This window comes from Rubripirellula obstinata (assembly GCF_001642955.1).
Classification (GTDB): domain Bacteria; phylum Planctomycetota; class Planctomycetia; order Pirellulales; family Pirellulaceae; genus Rubripirellula; species Rubripirellula obstinata.
In genome coordinates this window covers 1-19,342 of record NZ_LWSK01000037.1, presented here as the reverse complement: position 1 = coordinate 19,342, position 19,342 = coordinate 1, and the positions used below count along the sequence as shown (strand labels likewise).

Below are 19,342 nucleotides of genomic sequence, written 5' to 3'. Positions count from 1 at the left end.
GAGAAATTGACGCATTTTTCGCATCAAGATTTGTAACACTATCGAATGCTGGCAACATTCGGGCAAGCCGGGGACAATGTTGCTCCGTGGTCTCCCATCGAGTCATCCGCGGGCCGCGACCAGTCAACATCCATCGCGGGATCCACCGCGGGATCCATCGCCGGGATCCATCACCGCGACCGCCGCGCTAAAGCGATTCTTCTGAAGCTTCCCGGGCCTGGACCGTCCCGCTGTAAATTTCGTGGGCCAACAGCGTCGCCATGCCGAACAGCAACGGCAGCAGGTAATACAGCGTTCGGAAAATCAGCAGCGAAGCCAACACGCCATCGCCAACGGAATCCTTCAACAGTTTCAGCAGAATCACCTCCAGCACGCCCAGTCCGCCGGGAACTTGCGTGATCAACGAGATTGCGATTCCGACCAAATAAGCTGACAAAACCATCGCAAAGGGCACTTCGGCACCGGCCGGCAACACCAAGTACAACGCCGTTGCCGAAATCAGCAGATCGACCGCGGCCACCGAAGCCTGAACCGCCATCAATCCGGGTTCGGGAGGACGCAGATGCAGTTTGCCGATCGGCCAGGGCTTCCGCCAAGCAAAGCAAACGATCAAATACCCCACCGCCAGCGACAGCAGAATGAACCCCAGCGTCCGCGTGCCAAACGGCAACGAAACCTGTTCAGGCAATTCAATCGGCACCGCCACCAAGACCAGCCCCCCCAAAAACCAAAGCCCGCTCCAGAACGTCAGACCCAGCACCGCAATCAGCACCACAATCTGGCTCGCCGACAGCCCCCACCGCGTGTAGAACCGAAATCGAATCGGCGTGGCGGCGATCAGTGTGCCCAAGTTGTTTCCAAGGCTGTAACCCAAAAAAGAAACCAGCGCCACCCGCCGCAGCGGCAACGAACGGCAGATATAACGCAGGGCCAACAAGTCGTAACTGATCAGCAATCCGTAATTCAGTGCGATCAAGAACGCTGCAAAAGCCAGATAAACCGGCGGAACACCCAACAGAGCTGTCTTGAATTCATCCCAGGAAATACTGCGAGCTTCCTGAAGCAACAAATGAACTGCAAAACAGAACAATATGGCGGCAAAGACAGGGCCAGCAAATTTGCGAAGGGAATGAATCAAAAAAGTTTCTCGGCAGTAAACCGCGTTGGGCATCGCCCCACGCTGTGAAGAGTTTCTAAACTGTTTAACCGCGTGGGCATCGCCCCGCGCGTTCACGCGGAACCAAACTCGCGGAACCAAACTCGCAGAGCCAAACTCGCAGAGCGATGCCCACGCGGTTAAACGAACGAATACGTGTTTTCCGGGACCAAAACTCTTCACGGCGTTGGGCATCCCCCCGCACGTTTGCAAAGCCGCCCGCAAGTCAAAGGAAAAGCTTTCCAACACCATCGTCTGGCATTGGAACGAGTATCTTCGTCAACAAGATTCAATCCAAGGGGTTCAATCCAAACGGCCGGACCTTTTCGATGCCCAGATGCCTTTTCGTTGGTCAGATCATAAGCCACACTACACCGATTGACCATTTACGCCTCAAAACCGCAATCCATCCGAATGAACACTAAGCGTCACGAACTCGTTGTCCTGGGCGGCGGTCCCGCCGGTTACGTTGCTGCGATCCGAGCAGCCCAGCTTGGCATCGATGTCGCCTGCATCGACGAAAACGACCAATTCGGCGGAACCTGCTTGCGAGTCGGTTGCATTCCCAGCAAGGCACTTTTGGAATCAAGCCATCTGTATCACGAAGCCAAACATGGGATGTCATCGCACGGGATCAACGTTAGCGACGTCAAATTAGACCTGCAGGCGATGATGAAGCGGAAATCGCAGATCGTTGACACGCTGACCGGCGGCATCGACATGCTGTTCAAAAAGAAAGGCGTCACCGGATATCGAGGCCGCGGCAAATTTCGCGACGTCGGAACCGTTTCAGTGGAAGGGAAAGATAATGTTCAAATCGAAGCCGATCAGGTTTTGATCTGTTCGGGCAGCGTCCCCGCAAAATTACGCAGCGTCGAAGAAGACGGCGAGCGAATCGGCAATTCAACCACCGCATTGGGTTTCCCCGATATTCCAAAACGTTTGGTCGTCATCGGCGGCGGTTACATCGGTTTGGAATTGGGCAGCGTTTGGAATCGGCTGGGTAGCGAAGTCATCACCCTGGAAGCGATGGATCGGATTCTTCCCGGAATCGACGGTGAACTTGCGAACATGGCTCACCGGACCTTCAAAAAACAGGGCATCGATTTTCGCACCAGCACCTTTGTTGAATCGGCAAAGCGAAAAGGTGATCAATGCATCGTCGCGATTAAGGACGGCGACCCGATCGAGTGCGATCGTGTGCTGCTGGCGACAGGCCGAACACCGGCAACATCGGACCTTGGCCTGGAATCGATCGGACTGGAAACCGACGCACGAGGGTTCATCTCGGTCGGTGAAGAATTTGAAACGTCGGTCGAAAGCGTTTACGCGATCGGCGATTGCATCGGCGGAGCGATGTTGGCTCACAAGGCAATGGAAGAAGCGATCGTTTGCGTGGAACGAATGTCTGGAATCCATAGCCACATCAACTACGACGTCATTCCGGCGGTCGTTTACACTCACCCCGAAATCGCGTCGGTGGGCAAAACCGAAGAAGAGCTGAAAGAAGTGGGGATCGAATACGTGAAGGGTGTCTGCCCGTTTGGTGCGAACGGTCGAGCTCGCACGTTGGGTGAAACCGAAGGCAAGGTCAAGATTTTGGCCGATGCGTCAAACGATCGAGTTCTAGGCGTTCACATCATCGGCGTCCGAGCGGGTGATCTAATCGCCGAAGCCGCCGCCGCGATGGAATTTGGTGCCAGCAGCGAAGACATCGCTCGCACCTGCCACGCCCACCCGACTCTTTCCGAAGCGATCCACGAAGCTGCGATGGACGTAGACAATCGAGCGATTCACACGGCCTAGTGACAGTGGCACGGCGGTCCCTGCCGTTGTCCGAGCAATTCGAGCGCACCTTACGGTTTGCGGAAGCATGGCGGTGTTTGCTGGAGTCAAGGCTTTGGAAGCTTATGATCTCGGCGGTCTATTAAGTGCTCAAGCGGCTGAAGCCTGGACTCCAACGGTGCTAGGCCGTGAAGTTTTTTCATTCTCAAACGTAAACTTGAACTTCAACCTAAACTTTCGCCGTGAGAGTTGAGGTTTAAGAAAAGTTGAAGTACAGGTTTTGGGATTACTCATTTATTCACAGCCTATGCGGGTTACAAACCGTAGGATGCGCTCAGCAATTCACGATAGAGACCACCGTGCTACGATTCATCTTTTCGGAATTTCTTGCCGAATCGTCAAAGTTTGACATGTGAGTGTCCGATAAGTCCTGTGGGCGAGGTTTCCTCGTTTGATTTGTCGCGTTTGAGCTCACAGGCTCCGACACGAGCGGTGGGCTCTGACAAAACAAACGGGAAAATTCGTTGGGGGGCTTCCACACTCGACCCGTACGGTTTCACACCGATCATGATCGCATGGTGCGTTCATTGATGGATGTGTTTCACGGCGGCACGACCCCGGAAGCCTAGAGCATGAATCGCTCGTTTACTAAAAAAATTGCTATCCTTCAGCTTGCACTGGCCGTCTTTATGGCGACCGGTTGCACGCCGACGCAGCCGTTCTTTTTGAACGAATCGCCCGATCTTCAGTACTATCTGAATACCGCGACTCAAATCGAATATCCTGACGTCGATGTCGAATCGTTGCCCGAAACCACCGAGGCATACGAACCGCTGACAATCGGTAATCACGAGTATCAATTCTGGGATTTGTCGGTCGAAGAATGCGTTTCGATCGCATTGCAAAACGCGAAGTTTTTTGTCACCACCAGCGGCAACGCTGAAACACGTCAAAACGTCGCCGCTCAATTCACCAGTGCTTCGGTGGAACAAGTCGGCAGCATCTACGACATCGCAATCAACCAATCGACGACCCAATCAGTTCCGCTGACCGTCGATGGAAACGGAAACCGAGTGCTACCGCGTGGCGTTTTACGTGCCAACCAAATCGGCGGCGTCGAAGACGCGCTTTCCGAATTCGATGCACAAGCCAGCACGTTCCTGAACTACACCAACACCGATCGTCCCGCCAACGCACCCAACAGTGCCGTCACCCGATCGATCAACGAAGCCGACAACGTCACTCAACAAGCGGCCCTTAGCAAACGAATTGCAACCGGCGGCGTTGTGACATTGCGAGAACAAATCATCTACGGGCGTAACAACTCGCCAACCACTGACGTCGGCGGATTGCGAGTCAACGCCAGCGATTACACCGCAGTCATCGAAGCACAGGTTCAACACCCGCTGATGCGAAATCGCGGAACGCTGGTCAATCGTATTCCCGTCGTTCTCGCCAGCCTGAACGAAGACTTGGCGATCACCGACTTTGAAATTCAAGTACGAAACCTGGTCCGTGATGTTGAAAACAAATACTGGGATCTGTATGTCGCTTACCGCAATGTTTCGACCACGATCATCGGTCGTAACAGTGCGATCGCAACCGCCAACTTCGCTCGATTGAACCTGGACAACGGTACCGGCACAACGCAAGAAGTCGCTCAAGCCGACGGACAATACTACACTTTTCGTGGTCAGCTAGAGCGAGCACTCGCTGGATCAAACTTAGGTGGTGACACACGCGGCGTTTACGGCCACGAACGTGACCTTCGCGAAATGATGGGCCTTTCTGCCACCGACGGACGACTGATTCGACCGATCGAAGAACCCACGCTCGCCCGTTTGCAATTCGATTGGGACGAAATTGTTTCGCAAATGTTGTACCTCAGCCCCGAACTTCGCCGTATCAAAACAACGGTCAAGCAACGCGAACTGGAACTGATCTCGGCCAAGAACCAAATCCTGCCCGACGTAAACCTGTCGCTGCTGTACCGTTGGGTCGGCGTCGGCGACACCTTGGGCCCTCCCGGTGGCAGCGATGTGCCTGCACCCGGTATCGGCAGCAGTGCATTGGGTGAACTGACCGGTGGCGATTACCAAGAAGGCGAAATCCGATTGGAAATCACACCCAACGCAATCGGCAGCCGCCGCGAACGTGCTCGCATCCGTGGATCGCAACTACGTCTTCGCCAAATCGAAGGCTTCCTGCAAGAAACCGAACGACTGTTGGTCAGCCAACTCTCCGATGCGTACAACAAAGTGGAAATTCACTACCAATCCGTTCAAACCAACGCACAGGCTTGGCAGGCTTCCGAAGTCGAAGTCGAAGCACGTCTTGCCGAATTCAAGGGCGGTCGCAGTCCAGTCAACGTCGTGCTGCAAAGCCAACAACGTCGTGCCGATGCACAAATCAACTACTACCGGGCACTATCGGAATACAACAAGTCGCTTAACTACGTTGATTACTTGAAGGGCACGATGTTGGCGAACAGCAACATCACGCTCCGCGAAGGCACCTGGAACAAGAAGGCATACTGGGACGCACTGGAACGAGCCCGCGAACGTAGTGCTGGAAAGAAAAAGCAATACGGCGTGACTCGTCCCGGCGTGGTTCGTCGCGGTCCCGTCGCCGACGCAAACTCGGCCGCAAACTACATCAGCGACACGTCGCTATCCGCCGGCCAAATGATGCCACCGTCCGACATTGCATTGCCAACACCAGCGATGGATCCAATGGGATCAGGAATTCAAACGTTCCGCGGTCCGGTTGATATTCCTGCCGACATGCCGCTTAGCGAAATGGGTGATTCGACGATGGAACTTCAATCACCGGCACCGCAAATGCGAGACATCGAATCGGTGCCACCAACCGCTCCGATGCAATCGCCAGCGATACCATCACTGGACAGTCTTCCCGATTCGATGGATGACTTTGGCAACACAGGTGAAGTGATGCCGATTATCTACGAAAACGAGCCAACGGTCAGCGGTGCTCCCGCTCCTGTTCGCCGGAGAGCGATCCAAGCGAACTAGGCTTTTCAAAACCAATGCTGGGACAGGCTCACTGCCCCCAGCACACCAATTCTCCTGGGCGGAGGCTTGGCAAGCGGTAGTCCGACACACGCGCGTCGGAAAAACACCCTTGCCCCGCGAACAGCTCGAGCCATCGTCAAAGACGGCTCGAGCTTTTTGCCGTTTCGAATCCTCGTCAACCAAAACGAAAGAGAAATGATTCGAAATTTCTCTCAATGCCCCTTGGCTCCCACAACCACCACCACCACCAAACCGCGCGATCAAATCAAACTCTACAAATTTTTTTGTCTTCAATTTTTTTGTCTAAATCTCCATCCGGATCGGGATAGATTTTCAGGTTAAAAACCCCACACGCAGCAACTCCTCGTTTCGCGGAATCGGGGATCAATTTAGACAAAAAAATTAACGACAAAAAAAGGTGTGCTCGGTCACCGGGCTTTTCCTGTCAAGGTTCGTAGGCCGTAGCGAGTGGAGCGAGTTACGGCAGGGCTGCAAAACGCCGTCACTCGCTCCACTCACTACGGCCTAAATAAATGTTTGCCGACTCGCGTGCCTGCACCCTGGATTTTTGGATATTGCGAAAAATCATCTTGCCAAGGCGCTACGTGAATTGTTACTTCTTTGGAATGAGCTATTTACCCAAACATGAAACCATGGCCGGAAGGGCGATCGTCAACCTCTGCATTCGATCGTCTGCAATCGCTTTTGCTGGGGTGCTTGCGGTCCTAGTGTCCACGCAATCCGCATCTGCACAGATCACTCCAGGGCGAACACTCTCGGCCAGCCGCGATCCGCTTGCGACCCTGGAAGAACAGTTGGTCAATCGGCTGCGAGCGACGGCGTTGGATCAGCGTGCGTATTTGAAGTTTGTGGTCAAACAAGTCCGCGAAGGCAAATTGGACATCAAGCTGGTTGTCGGGATCGAGCGATACGCCATCCGGCGAAACCCATCGCTGCCATTTTTGTACTTTGAACGAGCCTTACGATTCGAAGCCGGCAAGAGAGGCGTCGCGTTACCGCCAGTCCGTCAATTCGCAACCTCGGTGGCTCCAACATTCATTCCTCGGTAACCGGCGACTTCGTAACTGTTTAGTTCGATGATGCACATGATCGTTTGCTCGTGGCAGTAGTCGCGGACCGCTCTATAAAACAAAGAGGTTTGACCCATTTGTTTTGTCTCGTACCTAGAAAAAGAGCATGGCAGGACGACGGTGCAGTTGGCGGCCATGGCCGACGCGGATTAGGCACTGTTTAACCACGGATGGCTTTCGCGGGACCACGGATGGGCATGCCCCTACGCGCCTCATCCGTGGTCCCGCGAAAGCCATCCGTGGTTATTTCTAGCGCCATCAAATGGGAGGGTGCTTCGCACGGGGTCAGACTCGGGTTTCGGGTTTCAAGGACAATCGCTTTTCAATTCGCTTCACCCGATTCTTGATCGCTGAATTTGATTCGATCAGCTTCTTGGCTCGCTTAACCATGTCAGATGAACTGTCTGGGTGGCCCAGTCCGAATCGGACCGATAGCTCCGCCAGCGTGGCCGAGGTGTATCGTCGACAAAGGTAGGCCGCCACGTCGCGTCCGCCCGCTCCGCTGCGGAAACCGCAGTATTCCTCCGGTGAGACTCCATACTCCTGCGCCGTCGCGTTCAAGACTGCATCGGGCGTGACCACGGATGACCGTCGCACTCGGCGACTGTGCTTCGAGTCCTCTTCGCTCGAAGCCAAATGCAGCATCCGCTTGAGAAAGTCTTCGCCGCCATAAACCCAATTCTTCAACCGATCGACGCTTGGATCGGGCGGATTCAGCAGCCCCTCTTTCACGTACTTGCGATACGCGGTCGAGGGATCTTTGCCTCCATTGAGTCCGCTCCAATAGCGATGGTGGTCGTCGTAGGCAATCCAATCGACTTGACAACTTTTTCTCGCGTAACCCCGATAACTGCTGTTGCGATACTCCTCGGGCGATTCCGCCAGCGGTTTGCCACCGTTGCAGGGATTCAGGTGAATGTATCGACTCAGGTTCCAGTAGTACCCCTCGTCCTCCACGGGAAAAGCCTTGTACCGACCTTGGAACAAGTGGCCCGTTCGGCGGTTCCGCTTGGCGTACCAATTGGCGTAGCCGGAGAGCCAGTGCTGCATGCCCCGACAGAGATTCGGTTGGGGAGTCTTGATCAATGCATGAATATGGTTTGGCATCCAACAAAAGGCGACAACGACCCAACCGCTTCGATCCACTTCATCGACAAGCCCCTTGGTGAATCGATCATAGTGTCCCTGGTCGTGAAACAACTTTCGTCGTCCATCACCTCGGGCAACGATGTGGTAAATCGCATTCTCGTACTGCAATCGTGGAAAACGAGGCATCAGCAAAGCCAGGAAAAGGGATGTGGAACCCAAGCAACCGCAGTATTTCCATCTCCGTTGTTGCCGTCAACCCCGAAACCCGAGTCTGACCCCGCGTGAAGCGTCGACCCCGCGTGAAGCGTCCCAGTTGATCATCAAGGGATCGCATCACGGGCCGGGGGCCCATGCTACTTTTTTCACGTGGCCTTCCAGAACGCTGACGACGGAAAAGCAATAACGTTCGCATCTGTATGTAGCATGGCCCCCTGGGCCGTGCGGATGGAAAACACGGCCCGGGGGCCATGCTACTTAGTTCCAGACAAGACAAAGGTGTCAGGTACCGTTTTGGCTGTTTGGGAGATCCCCGAATTACCTATTCTCACTTTTTGGTACCTGACACCTTTTCTGGTCCAGAGGGCAACTTCGTAACCAAGCGATCACTGCGATCGCTATTGACCGAACGAGCTTCTGAAGGCGGCGAAGTCGCTTAGCGAAACTTGGCCGTCGCGGTTGCTGTCCAGGCTGGCGTCGAATTCGTCTTCGTCGATGGACGAGCCAAATGCGGTTCGGAAGCTGGCGAAATCGGATAAGCCAACGGATCCGTCAGCGTCGGTGTCACCAAACTTGCGGTAAAAGCTGTCAATGGGTTGCGTGTTGCCTGGTGTTTCGCTTGGCAAATAGCGGAGCGTGTAATGCCCATCGGCAAGTGTTGGCGGCATCGACGGTTCGGGACCGGAGATCACGGAATTACCGCCGGTGAAGGTTAGCGTTGCCACTGTCCGACCGCTCGATCCATCGACGGCGACTAAGATGCCAGTCACGATTTCGTCGGTGTCGGTGTTTCGCAATATGAAATCGTCTGCTGAAACCGGAACCAGTGAATCGAATTGGACTTCAACGGAAGACAATTCCGAACGCGATGGCTGACCCGCGTTGATGTTGGTACTGCCGATGCCCGCAGGGTCAGATCCGATCGCGATCGCGTAATCTTCCACTTCGCCGTCTTGGGCTGAATCCGACGGACTTAGTCCACCGCTGCTGCTGATGCGAATTCGTGCGAACGTCTGACCAACACCTGCATCGGAGGGGACGTCGTAGTTCAGCGTTTGCAATCCGCGTGTCACCGGTGTGCTGGCCATGATCTGCTCGCCCAAATCGTCCCAGTCACCGTCTGCATTGAAATCGACCCAGGCATCGATAAAAGCATCCGCAGAATTTTGCACGTTGATATTGACGGCCGCGACACTGTTTGCCGGGCTGACGATACCAAACAACACTCCATCCTCGTCCGCTCCGTCACCATCCGCGTCTTCACTGCGTTGGGTACCGGATTCGACGTCACGGACAAGCCCCAATCTTGGCCCGGTCGGCAAGTGGTTTGCTGATCCTGGGTAGGGAAGCGGCGCGTCACCGTACTCTTGGCCTGCGGTTCCGTTTTCATCGTCAACGATGGTGACCTCAATTACTTGTCCATCGATTGTGATGGTCGTGTTGCGCGGGCCATCAACGGATCCGTCATCGATCGCTCGGACCGTGATGTGACGCGGGATTTCTAAATCGTTGACTGTGAAGGTGAGTTGCTTTGGGAAGACTTCGACCAACGATGGGTCGGCGGCAACAACGTCCACCGTGCGAGTTTCAAAAGTAGGGAACGTTGACCAACTTCGTTCTCGATCGTAAAACTCGGCGCTGAACGTGATCGCGCCACTCGATTCGAGCAGGACCGTTTCGTTTGCTTTCAGAACAAGTTGTTCGGCGGCCAATCCATTCCTATCATTTGGACGAATCAGGTTCGCGAGTTGCTGATCAGGAATGATCGGTAACCAGCTAGTACCACCGTCTGCGAACAGGACAGGCAATCTGTCGCCGATATCGCCGAGACCCGAATACGGATCTTGCGGATCGAAGGTGATGTCAGCAGGTTTCGTCCAAGGGACGGCAACATCTTTCCCGGCCTGGACAGCGAGCACTGTGTTCGAGAGCCCATCAAGAACATCGCGAAAGTCGATGCGTGTGCGAGTCGATCTGAACAACGCGCCATCGCGAAATCCGTTTTCGGGTGTTCCACCATCGACGAACAATTGAATTCGAGTCGTTGTGCTGTCCCACGCAGAATCCGAATCGCGGAACACATCAGGCATGGACTGCATCAACGGCAGGTTGTTTGGGCTGTCCCAAGGTTCCTGGAGATCGAACTGCTGATACAAAAGTGGGAACCCGATAAACGGCAGCAGGTGAACACGCCAACTGAGGAAAGGTTTTCCGTCGGCATCATAAAACGCGGGGTCGTCCATGATCGGCAATTGTCGAAAGGCACTTCGATAATTGTGAAAGCCCAACCCTACGACCTTAAATTTGTTTGCTTGTTCCGAACTGAACTCAGCCCCGTTCAGGTCGCGATGTTTTCGAGTAAGACTGTCCAGCGGCACATATTCCTGAAGTGGAACCGCGTCGGTCGCGTAGTGCTCGGTCGCATCGCGAGTCAGCATGGCAGCGAATTGTTCGGGTTCGATGTCGGCCGGCAATCTGACCACTTGCCCATCGGCCTTGATCGCACGAAAGAATCCATCGGGCAGACTGCCTAAACTTGCAACCGGGTCCGCCGGGTCAAAATCGAATTCATCGGGACGGGTCCACAAAGCCGCTCGTTCAGGCCCCGTTTCAACGACCATTAGCGTGTTCTCAAGACCGTCGGCAAAGTCGCTGAATCTTGATGCAACGACAAGGCCCGTGTCGTCAACGTCATAAGCAGCGCCCGGGCCCATGACCATTTGAACGCGAGTAATGAACGAGTCTGGCGAGTCACCAGTGCTGCGGAAAATGTCCGGCATCTTGTCCAGCAACGAAAGGTTGTGCGGGCTATCCCAGGGTTGGTAAAAGTCAAACTGCTCGTGCAGCGATTGATGCTCAATGAACGGCAGCAGATAAACACGCCAACTAAAGCGGAATTGTCCGTCGGCTTGTCGCGGAGTTCCGGGATTGGGAGGAAGGCTGTTGTACGCTGAATGCCAGTTTTGAAGCCCAAGGCCGATCTGAGTCAGATTTTCATCTTGCCGCGCACCGTTTTGATCCCATGCATCGGCATCTTGTACCCGCAAGATGGCATCAAAGTTGATCGACTCGTTGTCTTTGTCGGCACGTGTTGATAACGCAACAAACGCTTCCTCCGACAGATCCGCCGGCAAATCGGCGACCGTGCCGTCAAACATTCCGACCAAGATTCCTTGGGGATCTAATGTTCCGAGCGTCGAAAGCGGATCGGAATAGTCAAACACGGCGTCCTGCGGAGCGGTCCAAGGAACGGCTCGGTCGGCGGAAGTTTGCACCAGCAAAATAGAGTTGCTGAGCCCGTCCAATACGTCACGGAACTTAGTCGCAATTCCGTCGTTGCGCAAACCCACGGGGCCAATCGGATTGTCAATTGTACGAAATGGCGACGAAGTCAACGCTTGAATTCGCGTCGTCGTTTCGCCAACACTCAATCCATCACCAAAGATTTCCGGCATCGCCGATGCCAACGGTAGATTGTGCGCTGAATCCCAGGGTTCATCCAAATGAAACTGACTGTACAGTTCGTGATAGCCAAGGAACGGCAACAAGTGGACTCGCCAACTCAATCGAGGAACGCCTGCTTGAGTCGGATCGGCTGCGGCGACACGGTCGGCTGGCAATTCGGTGAAAGCAGAGTGAAAGTTGCGAAACTGCAACATCAGAGTTTCTAAATTGGCACTGACGACCGCACGCGCGTCCGCCAATGTTTCCACTATCGCGACCGCCGTGTCTGTTCGCAATCCGTCAAAAATGGTGTAACGAAATTGATCACTGCCGACGTAACCGAAATCGGGAATGTAGGTGAAGGTGCCGTCGGGGTTGAGCTGAAGTGAACCGTGGTTGGGTGGCGTCGCCAAGCCAACGACCGAACCATCTTCGACTGGCAAGCCAGTGACACTGTCGTTGTTTAGCAAGCCGGTATGTGACAATCCATCGACGGTCAGTACGCTGTTTTGCGCGACCCTGTAAGGAATCGGTAAAAAGTTTTCGTCATGGGCAACTGGATCGCGACGAATCGCGGTGACCGATTCGTTGTCAATCAATCCTTGAGCAAGAACAGCATCTTGGTCATGGTTGCCACCCGTGATCGCAACGGAAACTATCTCGGTCGATGTCTCACCGGTTTCGGTGTCAGCGACCGTGTAGCTGAAGCGATCGACACCGATGAAGTTGGCAGCGGAGGTGTATCGAATTTTGCCCGATTCGATCACCGCGGTACCGAATTGCGGATCGTCTAAGCCAGTCAGGGTAACGTGCGACGAATCGTTAGCCAGCACGTCCAGCATCAACGTGTGCTGCCGATTTACCGGTTGGACAATTTGCAGATCGCTCGGTGAATTGGCGATACTGAACCCTTCCAGAACGACGATGTCATCCTGAGTAAAATTTCTCTCGTTAGCGATCGCGGCAATACGAACGGCACCGGTACCAGGCGGAAAGGATGCAGCATCGGCGATGCCGTTTTGCCAGAAACCGCTGACCGCTGACGAGACATACCGAGTCGGTGTCGCGGTAAGCGCGGCACCGGACAACACGACTCGCTGCAACGAATCGCCAGTTTCTGTGTTTCGCACCGCGGTGCCAGCGGGAAGGGTTTGTCCCGACCAAGGTTGACTTAGCGTAATGACGTTTCCCGTCACACCGCCGACCGGCCAAAGTCCGTTGATCGGATCGCCGGCAATGTTTCGCGTGTAGCTGTAATCGGGATAGGTTTCGCCTAACGCGTTTTCATACCCGTACCAGGCTAGCGTTCGCGTTGCTGGACTGGCTTGATTGCTCCATCCGCTGCCGTCGGTCAAGACAATTTGCGTGTCGCCCGCGGTCAAGGATTGCGCCAGCGTCGTATCGACGGCGGTCGCGTATCGCGTGACGTGCGTGCTTTCAATCAGATGCCCGTCGCGATCAACCGCTTGATAGCCGATCGAATGAGTTTCTGCCGGCGATGGTTGATCGTCCGTCGTCCGAACCGATGCTGTGACGCCAAAGTAGTTGGTGTCGTTTGGGTCAATCACTCGCGCGGCATCCGACGAGATCGACTGCAGTGAATTCGTTGCAACGACGCGTCGTTGACCGTCAATCGTGATCGGCGATGTTGAACGATTCAGGAAACCAAACGTAATGTTGACCAGCGGGTTCGACGCCGCCAAGACGATCGAATGCGTCCCAGGCGGCATCGCCGATTGCATTTCAGATTCAGCATCCCAAGCTTGTCCACCAACGAGTGCGCGAGTTTGAACGATTTGGGATTCTTGCAACAAGGGCCGTCGCACATACGATTTATCTTCGCGAACTGTTTGATGAACTAGCGTGAAGTCACGTTGTTCGCTAACCGCGTTTCGAATCGCCGTGCCGGCGGGAACGCTTTCCCCAGACCAAGGCTGGTTCAGCGTAATTCGATAGCCGCCGCTGGATGTGTCGGGCGAAATTCCGCCGATTGGCCAGGCCGCGTTTTCGGCGTCGCCGAGCGTGTATCGCGTGTAGGTGTAATCGGCATGCGTCGTACCTGCAGCGTCTTGATAACCGAACCATGCAAGCGCGCGAGTGGTGACCGAGGATCCGTCTGCTTGACTCCAACCGCTGGCGTCCGCGACCACGATGGATGTGTCGCCGGGTGACACGTCCATCAACAGAGTCGTGTCGGTCGCGCCCGAAAAACGGCGAACATGGATTGGCTGGATCGGTAAGCCGTCGGCATCGCTGACTACGGCTTGAATACGAAGCGCACGAACCGAGGGAATGTCAAGAGTTTCTGCGCGTAGTTCATAGGAAAGATTCGGGTCGATCTCGATCTGTGCTGGAACCAGACTCCGGCGTAGCGTGCCATCGTGGACGTACGCATTGGGCTCATCGACTTGGTCTCCGATACGAAACGTCGAGGGCCCTGATTCAAGATCCGTCAACACAATTTTCGGCAACAGGTCCAAACGTGGCTGGCCGAGCACGTCCGTCGAAATCTGACTTTCGGGTGCCGACGCGATCGAACCATGAGTGAACACGGCACCGACATCATAGGCTTCGACAGATCCGTCTAGCGAGAACCAATCGGGCGTCGTCGCTGCAAGCAGTTGTCGTTGTTCCAGATGCTCCACACGAGGCGATCGGCGACGCAGGTTCTTTCCCGTGACTGCCTTGGTGGTCGCGCCACGGGTTGTTTTGCTGCCCTCTTTTTTGTCGCTTCTGATGTTCATCATCTACCCCGCCTAGCCAAATCGCGAATTTATCACCTGATATTGTAAATGATGGCCAGATGGACAGACAGCGTTGACTGAGAATTGTCCCGAAACAACTGCCCGATTTCACAGCCCACCACTGCCGCAAACGCTAAGCCGCATCTAAATGGCTCTGCTGGGGCATCCGAGGGGATTCAACAATTGGGCGAAACGGGGTTTCTCGCATTCACCGTCGGTCCAAATGGGGCTACAATATGGTTCCTACCTCCATTTTGGTCGCCTTAAACAAAGCAGCGGTGAAGTACCCGCTTGGCGACCAAAGTCCTGCCCTCTCCCTTCCCTTGGCCCATCGCCTGTGTTCGGTCCCCGAATCGCACCGGTCTTGTTGCTGATCGCAATTGCACAGAATGCTGCGATTGGTGAATCACCAAGTACTGCCGCAGACTCGCAACGACTTACCGAAACACGGTGGCAACGTGATGGTTGGCCGCTGCTGCAAAAGTATTGCATCGACTGTCACAACGAAGACTACAGCGAAGCCGAACTCGACCTGTCATCGTTTCACTCGTTCGCGGCGTTCTCGGACGAATCAGGATCAATGCAGCGTGTTTTGGAAATGGTACGTTTTGGCGCGATGCCACCCGAAGATTCTGATTTGCCAACCGAAGATGAACGCAAACGGTTGGTCGCGGCGCTGGATCAATCGCTGTACTCCGTTTCATGCGATCTGCGGGTCAGGCCCGGCAAGGTCACCGCACGGCGACTCAACCGCGCCGAGTACAACCGAACGGTTCGCGACCTGTTCGGCTTGGACCGATTCGACGAAGTGATTCGACCGGCCGACCGCTTTCCATCGGACGAAGTCGGGGAAGGATTCGATAACAACAGCGACGTTCTTTCGATGTCGCCGATGTTGATGGAAAAGTATCTCTCCGCCGCTGAAACAATCGCGGCCGCTGTGATTGTTGATGCTGAACAACTTCCCAGTGTTGACCATCAACGCACCGCTGACCAATTGTTGATTCATGGTGACGTCGCTGCTGGCCTATTCCGAGGTCACTGCGTTACACCGGAGACCAAAGTGTGGACCACGTTTCATGTCCCGATTGCCGGGGAGTATGAATTGGCGTTCGTCGGGGGATCCAATTCAAAAACTTCCGACCAGCTTGTTGAGCTTTACGACGGCGACGGGAAAATACTGGCAAGAGAAAAAATCGGACACTTCGGTGGACGTGCGAAGGGCAAGTCGTTCAAAACGAAAATCCATCTTGATCCAGGAGACCATGTTGTCTTCGCACGGCTTGTTGGTGAACACGACAACCTGATCGAAGTTGGGCAACACGTTCATCCGGACCGTGTCAGGGTCACGAAGTCGATGAAGTCCAAGGCCATTAAACAAACTCGGTCGCCCAGAAAGCCTCAGCAATCAATCGACCCGAATAAATTTCCATTGATGATCCGAAAACTGATCCTCAGCGGACCGGTTGAGTATTTGCCGGACGTGTTTCCGCCGACCCAATCTGAAATCATTCGATACGAAGCCGATGAAAAAGACGGGCAATGGAAGAACGTCGCAGAATCAGCCCGAAAGAGCTTAAAGCCTCTCTTAGTAAAAGCCTTTCGCCGCCCGATCGAAAACGGCGAAGTCGATCCGTACGTCGCTTTGGTTGTCGATGCAACCGAACGAGGCGAGTCGTATCATCGCGGGATTCAGATTGCTGTGACCGCAATTTTGGTTTCGCCAAACTTCTTGTTTCGCATCGAAACGCCTCTGCCCAGCACGATTGAAACGCTTGACGCACAAAAGATCAACGGTGACGATTCCCCTGGGACAATCGAACTGACTCAGCATCAGTTGGCGTCTCGGCTGTCCTATTTTCTGTACAGCAGTATGCCGGATCCACCACTGTTCACGGCGGCGGACCAAGGGCAATTAGCCGGCGATCGTTTGGAACGGGAAGTCAAGCGAATGCTTCAGGATCCCAAAAGCGATTCGCTGGCCAGCCAATTTGCCGCACAATGGTTGGGGCTAAAAAACTTGGAGGTGCATGAAGCCGACACTGATAAGTTCCCAGGTTTCAATCGGGAATTGGCCGACGCGATGTCGCGGGAAACGCAGCTAGTGTTTTCAAACATCGTCTCTAAAAACAGACCTGTCGTTGAATTGCTAACCGCCGATTATTCGTTTATCAATCCGCTGCTTGCAAGTCATTACGGCATCGACTTAAAGGGCGACGCTGGCAAGAAAACAGATCAACGATTTGCTAGAGTTTCTCTAGCCGATTCGCCTCGACGGGGTGTGCTCTCCCATGCCAGCGTGCTGACACTGACCAGTAACCCAGGCCGTACTTCGCCGGTAAAACGCGGAAAGTGGATCCTGGAAAATGTGTTTGGAACGCCGCCGCCAGAGCCGCCGCCAGGGATCCCTGAATTGGAAGATTCAGAATCGGCCAGCGAGCATGCTTCGCTTCGTGAACAGTTGGAAGCACACCGTGCCGATCCGGCGTGTGCGGCGTGTCATCGAGTGATGGACCAACTTGGTTTTGGGCTCGAACAATTTGACGCTGTCGGACGCTTCCGAGAGTTCGATGGAACACGCGAGGTTGATTCCAGTGGAGAATTACCCGGTGGGCGGAGTTTTGACGGTGGACGCGAATTGGTCGAAGTGCTGGGCGAAACCGAGCAGGATGCCTTTGCCCAAACAGTGATATCGCGATTGCTGACCTTTGCACTCGGTCGCGGCCTGTTGCCTGGCGACCGATGTGTGATTGACGAAATCGCCGCGAATACTCGCAAACGCGGATACCGTATGCAGGATATGATGATTGAGGTGGTCAAAAGCCAGCCGTTTCAGACTTATGAATGGGTTGGACCAGAATCTATCGACCGAAAAATCCCAACAGCGAAAGCGAGTGGACTATGAAGACCGATCCAAGTGCTTTGATCAACTTTTCGTCGACCAAGCCAAACGCGATCAGCCGCCGAAACATGTTGCGTGGAACTTTGCTTCGCGGAGCAGGTCTGGCGATGGGCTTGCCGCTGTTGGAATCGATGACTCCTTTAGCAAAGTCTGCATTCGCGTCGGCTGATGACGTTAAGTCGCCTCAGCGGATGGCAATGATCTTCTTTCCGAACGGCGCGATCATGCCGGATTGGAAACCAACAACCGCTGGCGACCAGGCATCGACCAAAGATTGGGAATTGTCCAAGACCTTGTCGCCGCTTTCATCGGTGAAGTCCAAGATCAATGTGATCGGAAAACTAGCGCACGAAAACGGGCGTCGAGGCGAAGACGGTGGCGGTGACCATGCACGAGGTGCTTCTTCGTTCTTGACCGCGGCTCGCCCAGTAAAAACAAGTGGCAACATTCGGCTTGGCGTTTCGGTAGACCAGATAGCGGCTATGCAACTTATTGGTAAAACCAAATTGCCTTCGATCGAATTGGGGCTGGAGCAAAGTCGCAATGCTGGTAGCTGCGATTCAGGCTACAGTTGTGCTTATTCGTCAAACATTTCTTGGCGAAACGAATCGCAACCGATGCCCAAGGAAGTGACGCCTCGTATGGCGTTTGAGCGAATGTTCGGTACCGGCGACGATGCCAAGCGTCGCGATCGCGATCTGATCAGGCAGAGCATTCTGGACGTGGTCGCAGCGGACGCTTCGCGGATTATGAAGAAGGTTGGACAGGTCGATAAACGCAAACTCGACGAGTACTTTACCAGCGTGCGTGAGATCGAAATGCGAATTCAATACGCCGAACAACAAGACAGTCAGGCGTTGCCTGATTTGGATGTGCCCTTCGGACGCGTCGAAGCGTTTCGGGAACACGTTCGGTTAATGTACGACTTGATGCTGGTCGGATTTCAAACGGACACGACTCGTGTCGCGACACTGATGCTGGACACAGGTGGCGGTCAGCGTCGTTACACCGAAATCGGCATCAAGGATGGCCACCACGAAATGAGCCATCACCAAAACCGCAAGGAAACGATGGCTCGAATCCAAAAAATTGATCAGTATTTGGTCGAGCAGTTTGCCTATTTCCTGGAAAGGCTTGATGCGACCGAAGATTCCAGCGGCAGCAGTTTGCTGGATCAATCCATGGTCATGTATGGCAGCGGTATTAGTGACGGAAATCGGCATGACCACGGCGACTTGCCGATTGTTTTAGCAGGCGGTGCGGGTGGCCAGATTGAAACCGGACGCCTGATCACACCCAAGTCCGAACGCCCGATGGCGAACTTGTTCCTATCCATGCTTGATGCCATGGGAACGCCAGCAGAGTCGATCGGCGACAGTACCGGACGGTTGTCGGAACTGGGGTAGTTTTCAAAGGCACGATCCTGCCGGGGCAAGTCCTTTTTAAGATAGCGGCAGTTGCGACGCGAGCCAATCGCTTGCTGTCATGCAAACCCAACGCATAACTTTTGAAGTTACTTTTTTTCACGCGCAGACGAGTAGCCCCACGCCGTGAAGGTTTTCTAAATTGTTTAACCGCGTGGGCATCGCCTGGGCTGATGAAAATGTGTCGTTGTCAACTTGTCACGACCCTTGAAAGTAGGCCGTAGCGAGCCAAAGCGAGTTACGGCGTTGCGCACATTGCCGTAACTCGCTATGGCTCGCTACGGCCTACATACTTGCGATCAGGGATATGTGCCGTTGCCGCGATGCTTCACAGCATTCCAGTTTGTGTTGCCTGCCATGGTGCAGCTTGCCCAATTTGCTGCGTTGCAATGATTTTCATCAGGCCTGGGTGCGTCTGGGAACCAGAAAGTAGGCCGTAGCGAGCAGATCGGAAGAGCG

8 protein-coding genes are annotated in these 19,342 nt (G+C 54.4%); 5 read left to right on the top strand and 3 right to left on the bottom strand.

Going from position 1 to position 19,342, the window contains the following annotated elements:
* Positions 1-187 precede the first annotated feature (187 nt).
* Positions 188-1,138 (bottom strand): putative bifunctional lysylphosphatidylglycerol flippase/synthetase, encoded by a 951-nt coding sequence (locus RC85_RS11300; protein ID WP_235033223.1) that lies wholly within the window; start codon positions 1,136-1,138, stop codon positions 188-190.
* Positions 1,139-1,570: 432 nt separating this feature from the next.
* On the opposite strand from RC85_RS11300, the gene lpdA reads away from it, so the two are divergent.
* The 3 genes from lpdA to RC85_RS11275 all read left to right on the top strand — a co-directional run bounded on the left by lpdA (position 1,571) and on the right by RC85_RS11275 (position 7,043).
* Positions 1,571-2,962 (top strand): dihydrolipoyl dehydrogenase, encoded by a 1,392-nt coding sequence (gene lpdA, locus RC85_RS11290; RefSeq protein WP_068262557.1) that lies wholly within the window; start codon positions 1,571-1,573, stop codon positions 2,960-2,962.
* A 611-nt stretch (positions 2,963-3,573) separates the two neighbouring features.
* Positions 3,574-5,973 carry a TolC family protein gene (locus RC85_RS11285; protein ID WP_068262553.1) on the top strand — a complete coding sequence of 800 codons (2,400 nt, stop codon included), beginning with the start codon at positions 3,574-3,576 and terminating at the stop codon, positions 5,971-5,973.
* A 626-nt stretch (positions 5,974-6,599) separates the two neighbouring features.
* Positions 6,600-7,043 (top strand): hypothetical protein, encoded by a 444-nt coding sequence (locus RC85_RS11275; RefSeq protein ID WP_238383120.1) that lies wholly within the window; start codon positions 6,600-6,602, stop codon positions 7,041-7,043.
* 306 nt (positions 7,044-7,349) lie between these two features.
* Here the strand turns inward: RC85_RS11275 and RC85_RS11270 are convergent, their stop codons facing one another.
* Both RC85_RS11270 and RC85_RS11265 read right to left on the bottom strand, forming a co-directional pair.
* Positions 7,350-8,339 carry a transposase gene (locus RC85_RS11270; protein ID WP_149752676.1) on the bottom strand — a complete coding sequence of 330 codons (990 nt, stop codon included), beginning with the start codon at positions 8,337-8,339 and terminating at the stop codon, positions 7,350-7,352.
* Between the two features lie 428 nt (positions 8,340-8,767).
* Positions 8,768-14,557, bottom strand: a complete 5,790-nt coding sequence (locus RC85_RS11265; RefSeq protein WP_162273197.1) for a DUF1559 family PulG-like putative transporter — start codon at positions 14,555-14,557, stop codon at positions 8,768-8,770.
* Positions 14,558-14,894: 337 nt separating this feature from the next.
* Between RC85_RS11265 and RC85_RS11260 the strand changes: the two genes are divergently transcribed.
* Positions 14,895-17,462: a DUF1592 domain-containing protein gene (locus tag RC85_RS11260; protein WP_068262538.1), complete on the top strand. Its 2,568-nt coding sequence runs from the start codon at positions 14,895-14,897 to the stop codon at positions 17,460-17,462.
* On the top strand, positions 17,459-18,865 hold the full coding sequence (locus RC85_RS11255) for a DUF1552 domain-containing protein (RefSeq protein ID WP_084422571.1): 1,407 nt from the start codon (positions 17,459-17,461) through the stop codon (positions 18,863-18,865). The genes RC85_RS11260 and RC85_RS11255 overlap by 4 nt, the downstream gene beginning before the upstream one ends.
* Positions 18,866-19,342: the final 477 nt, after the last annotated feature.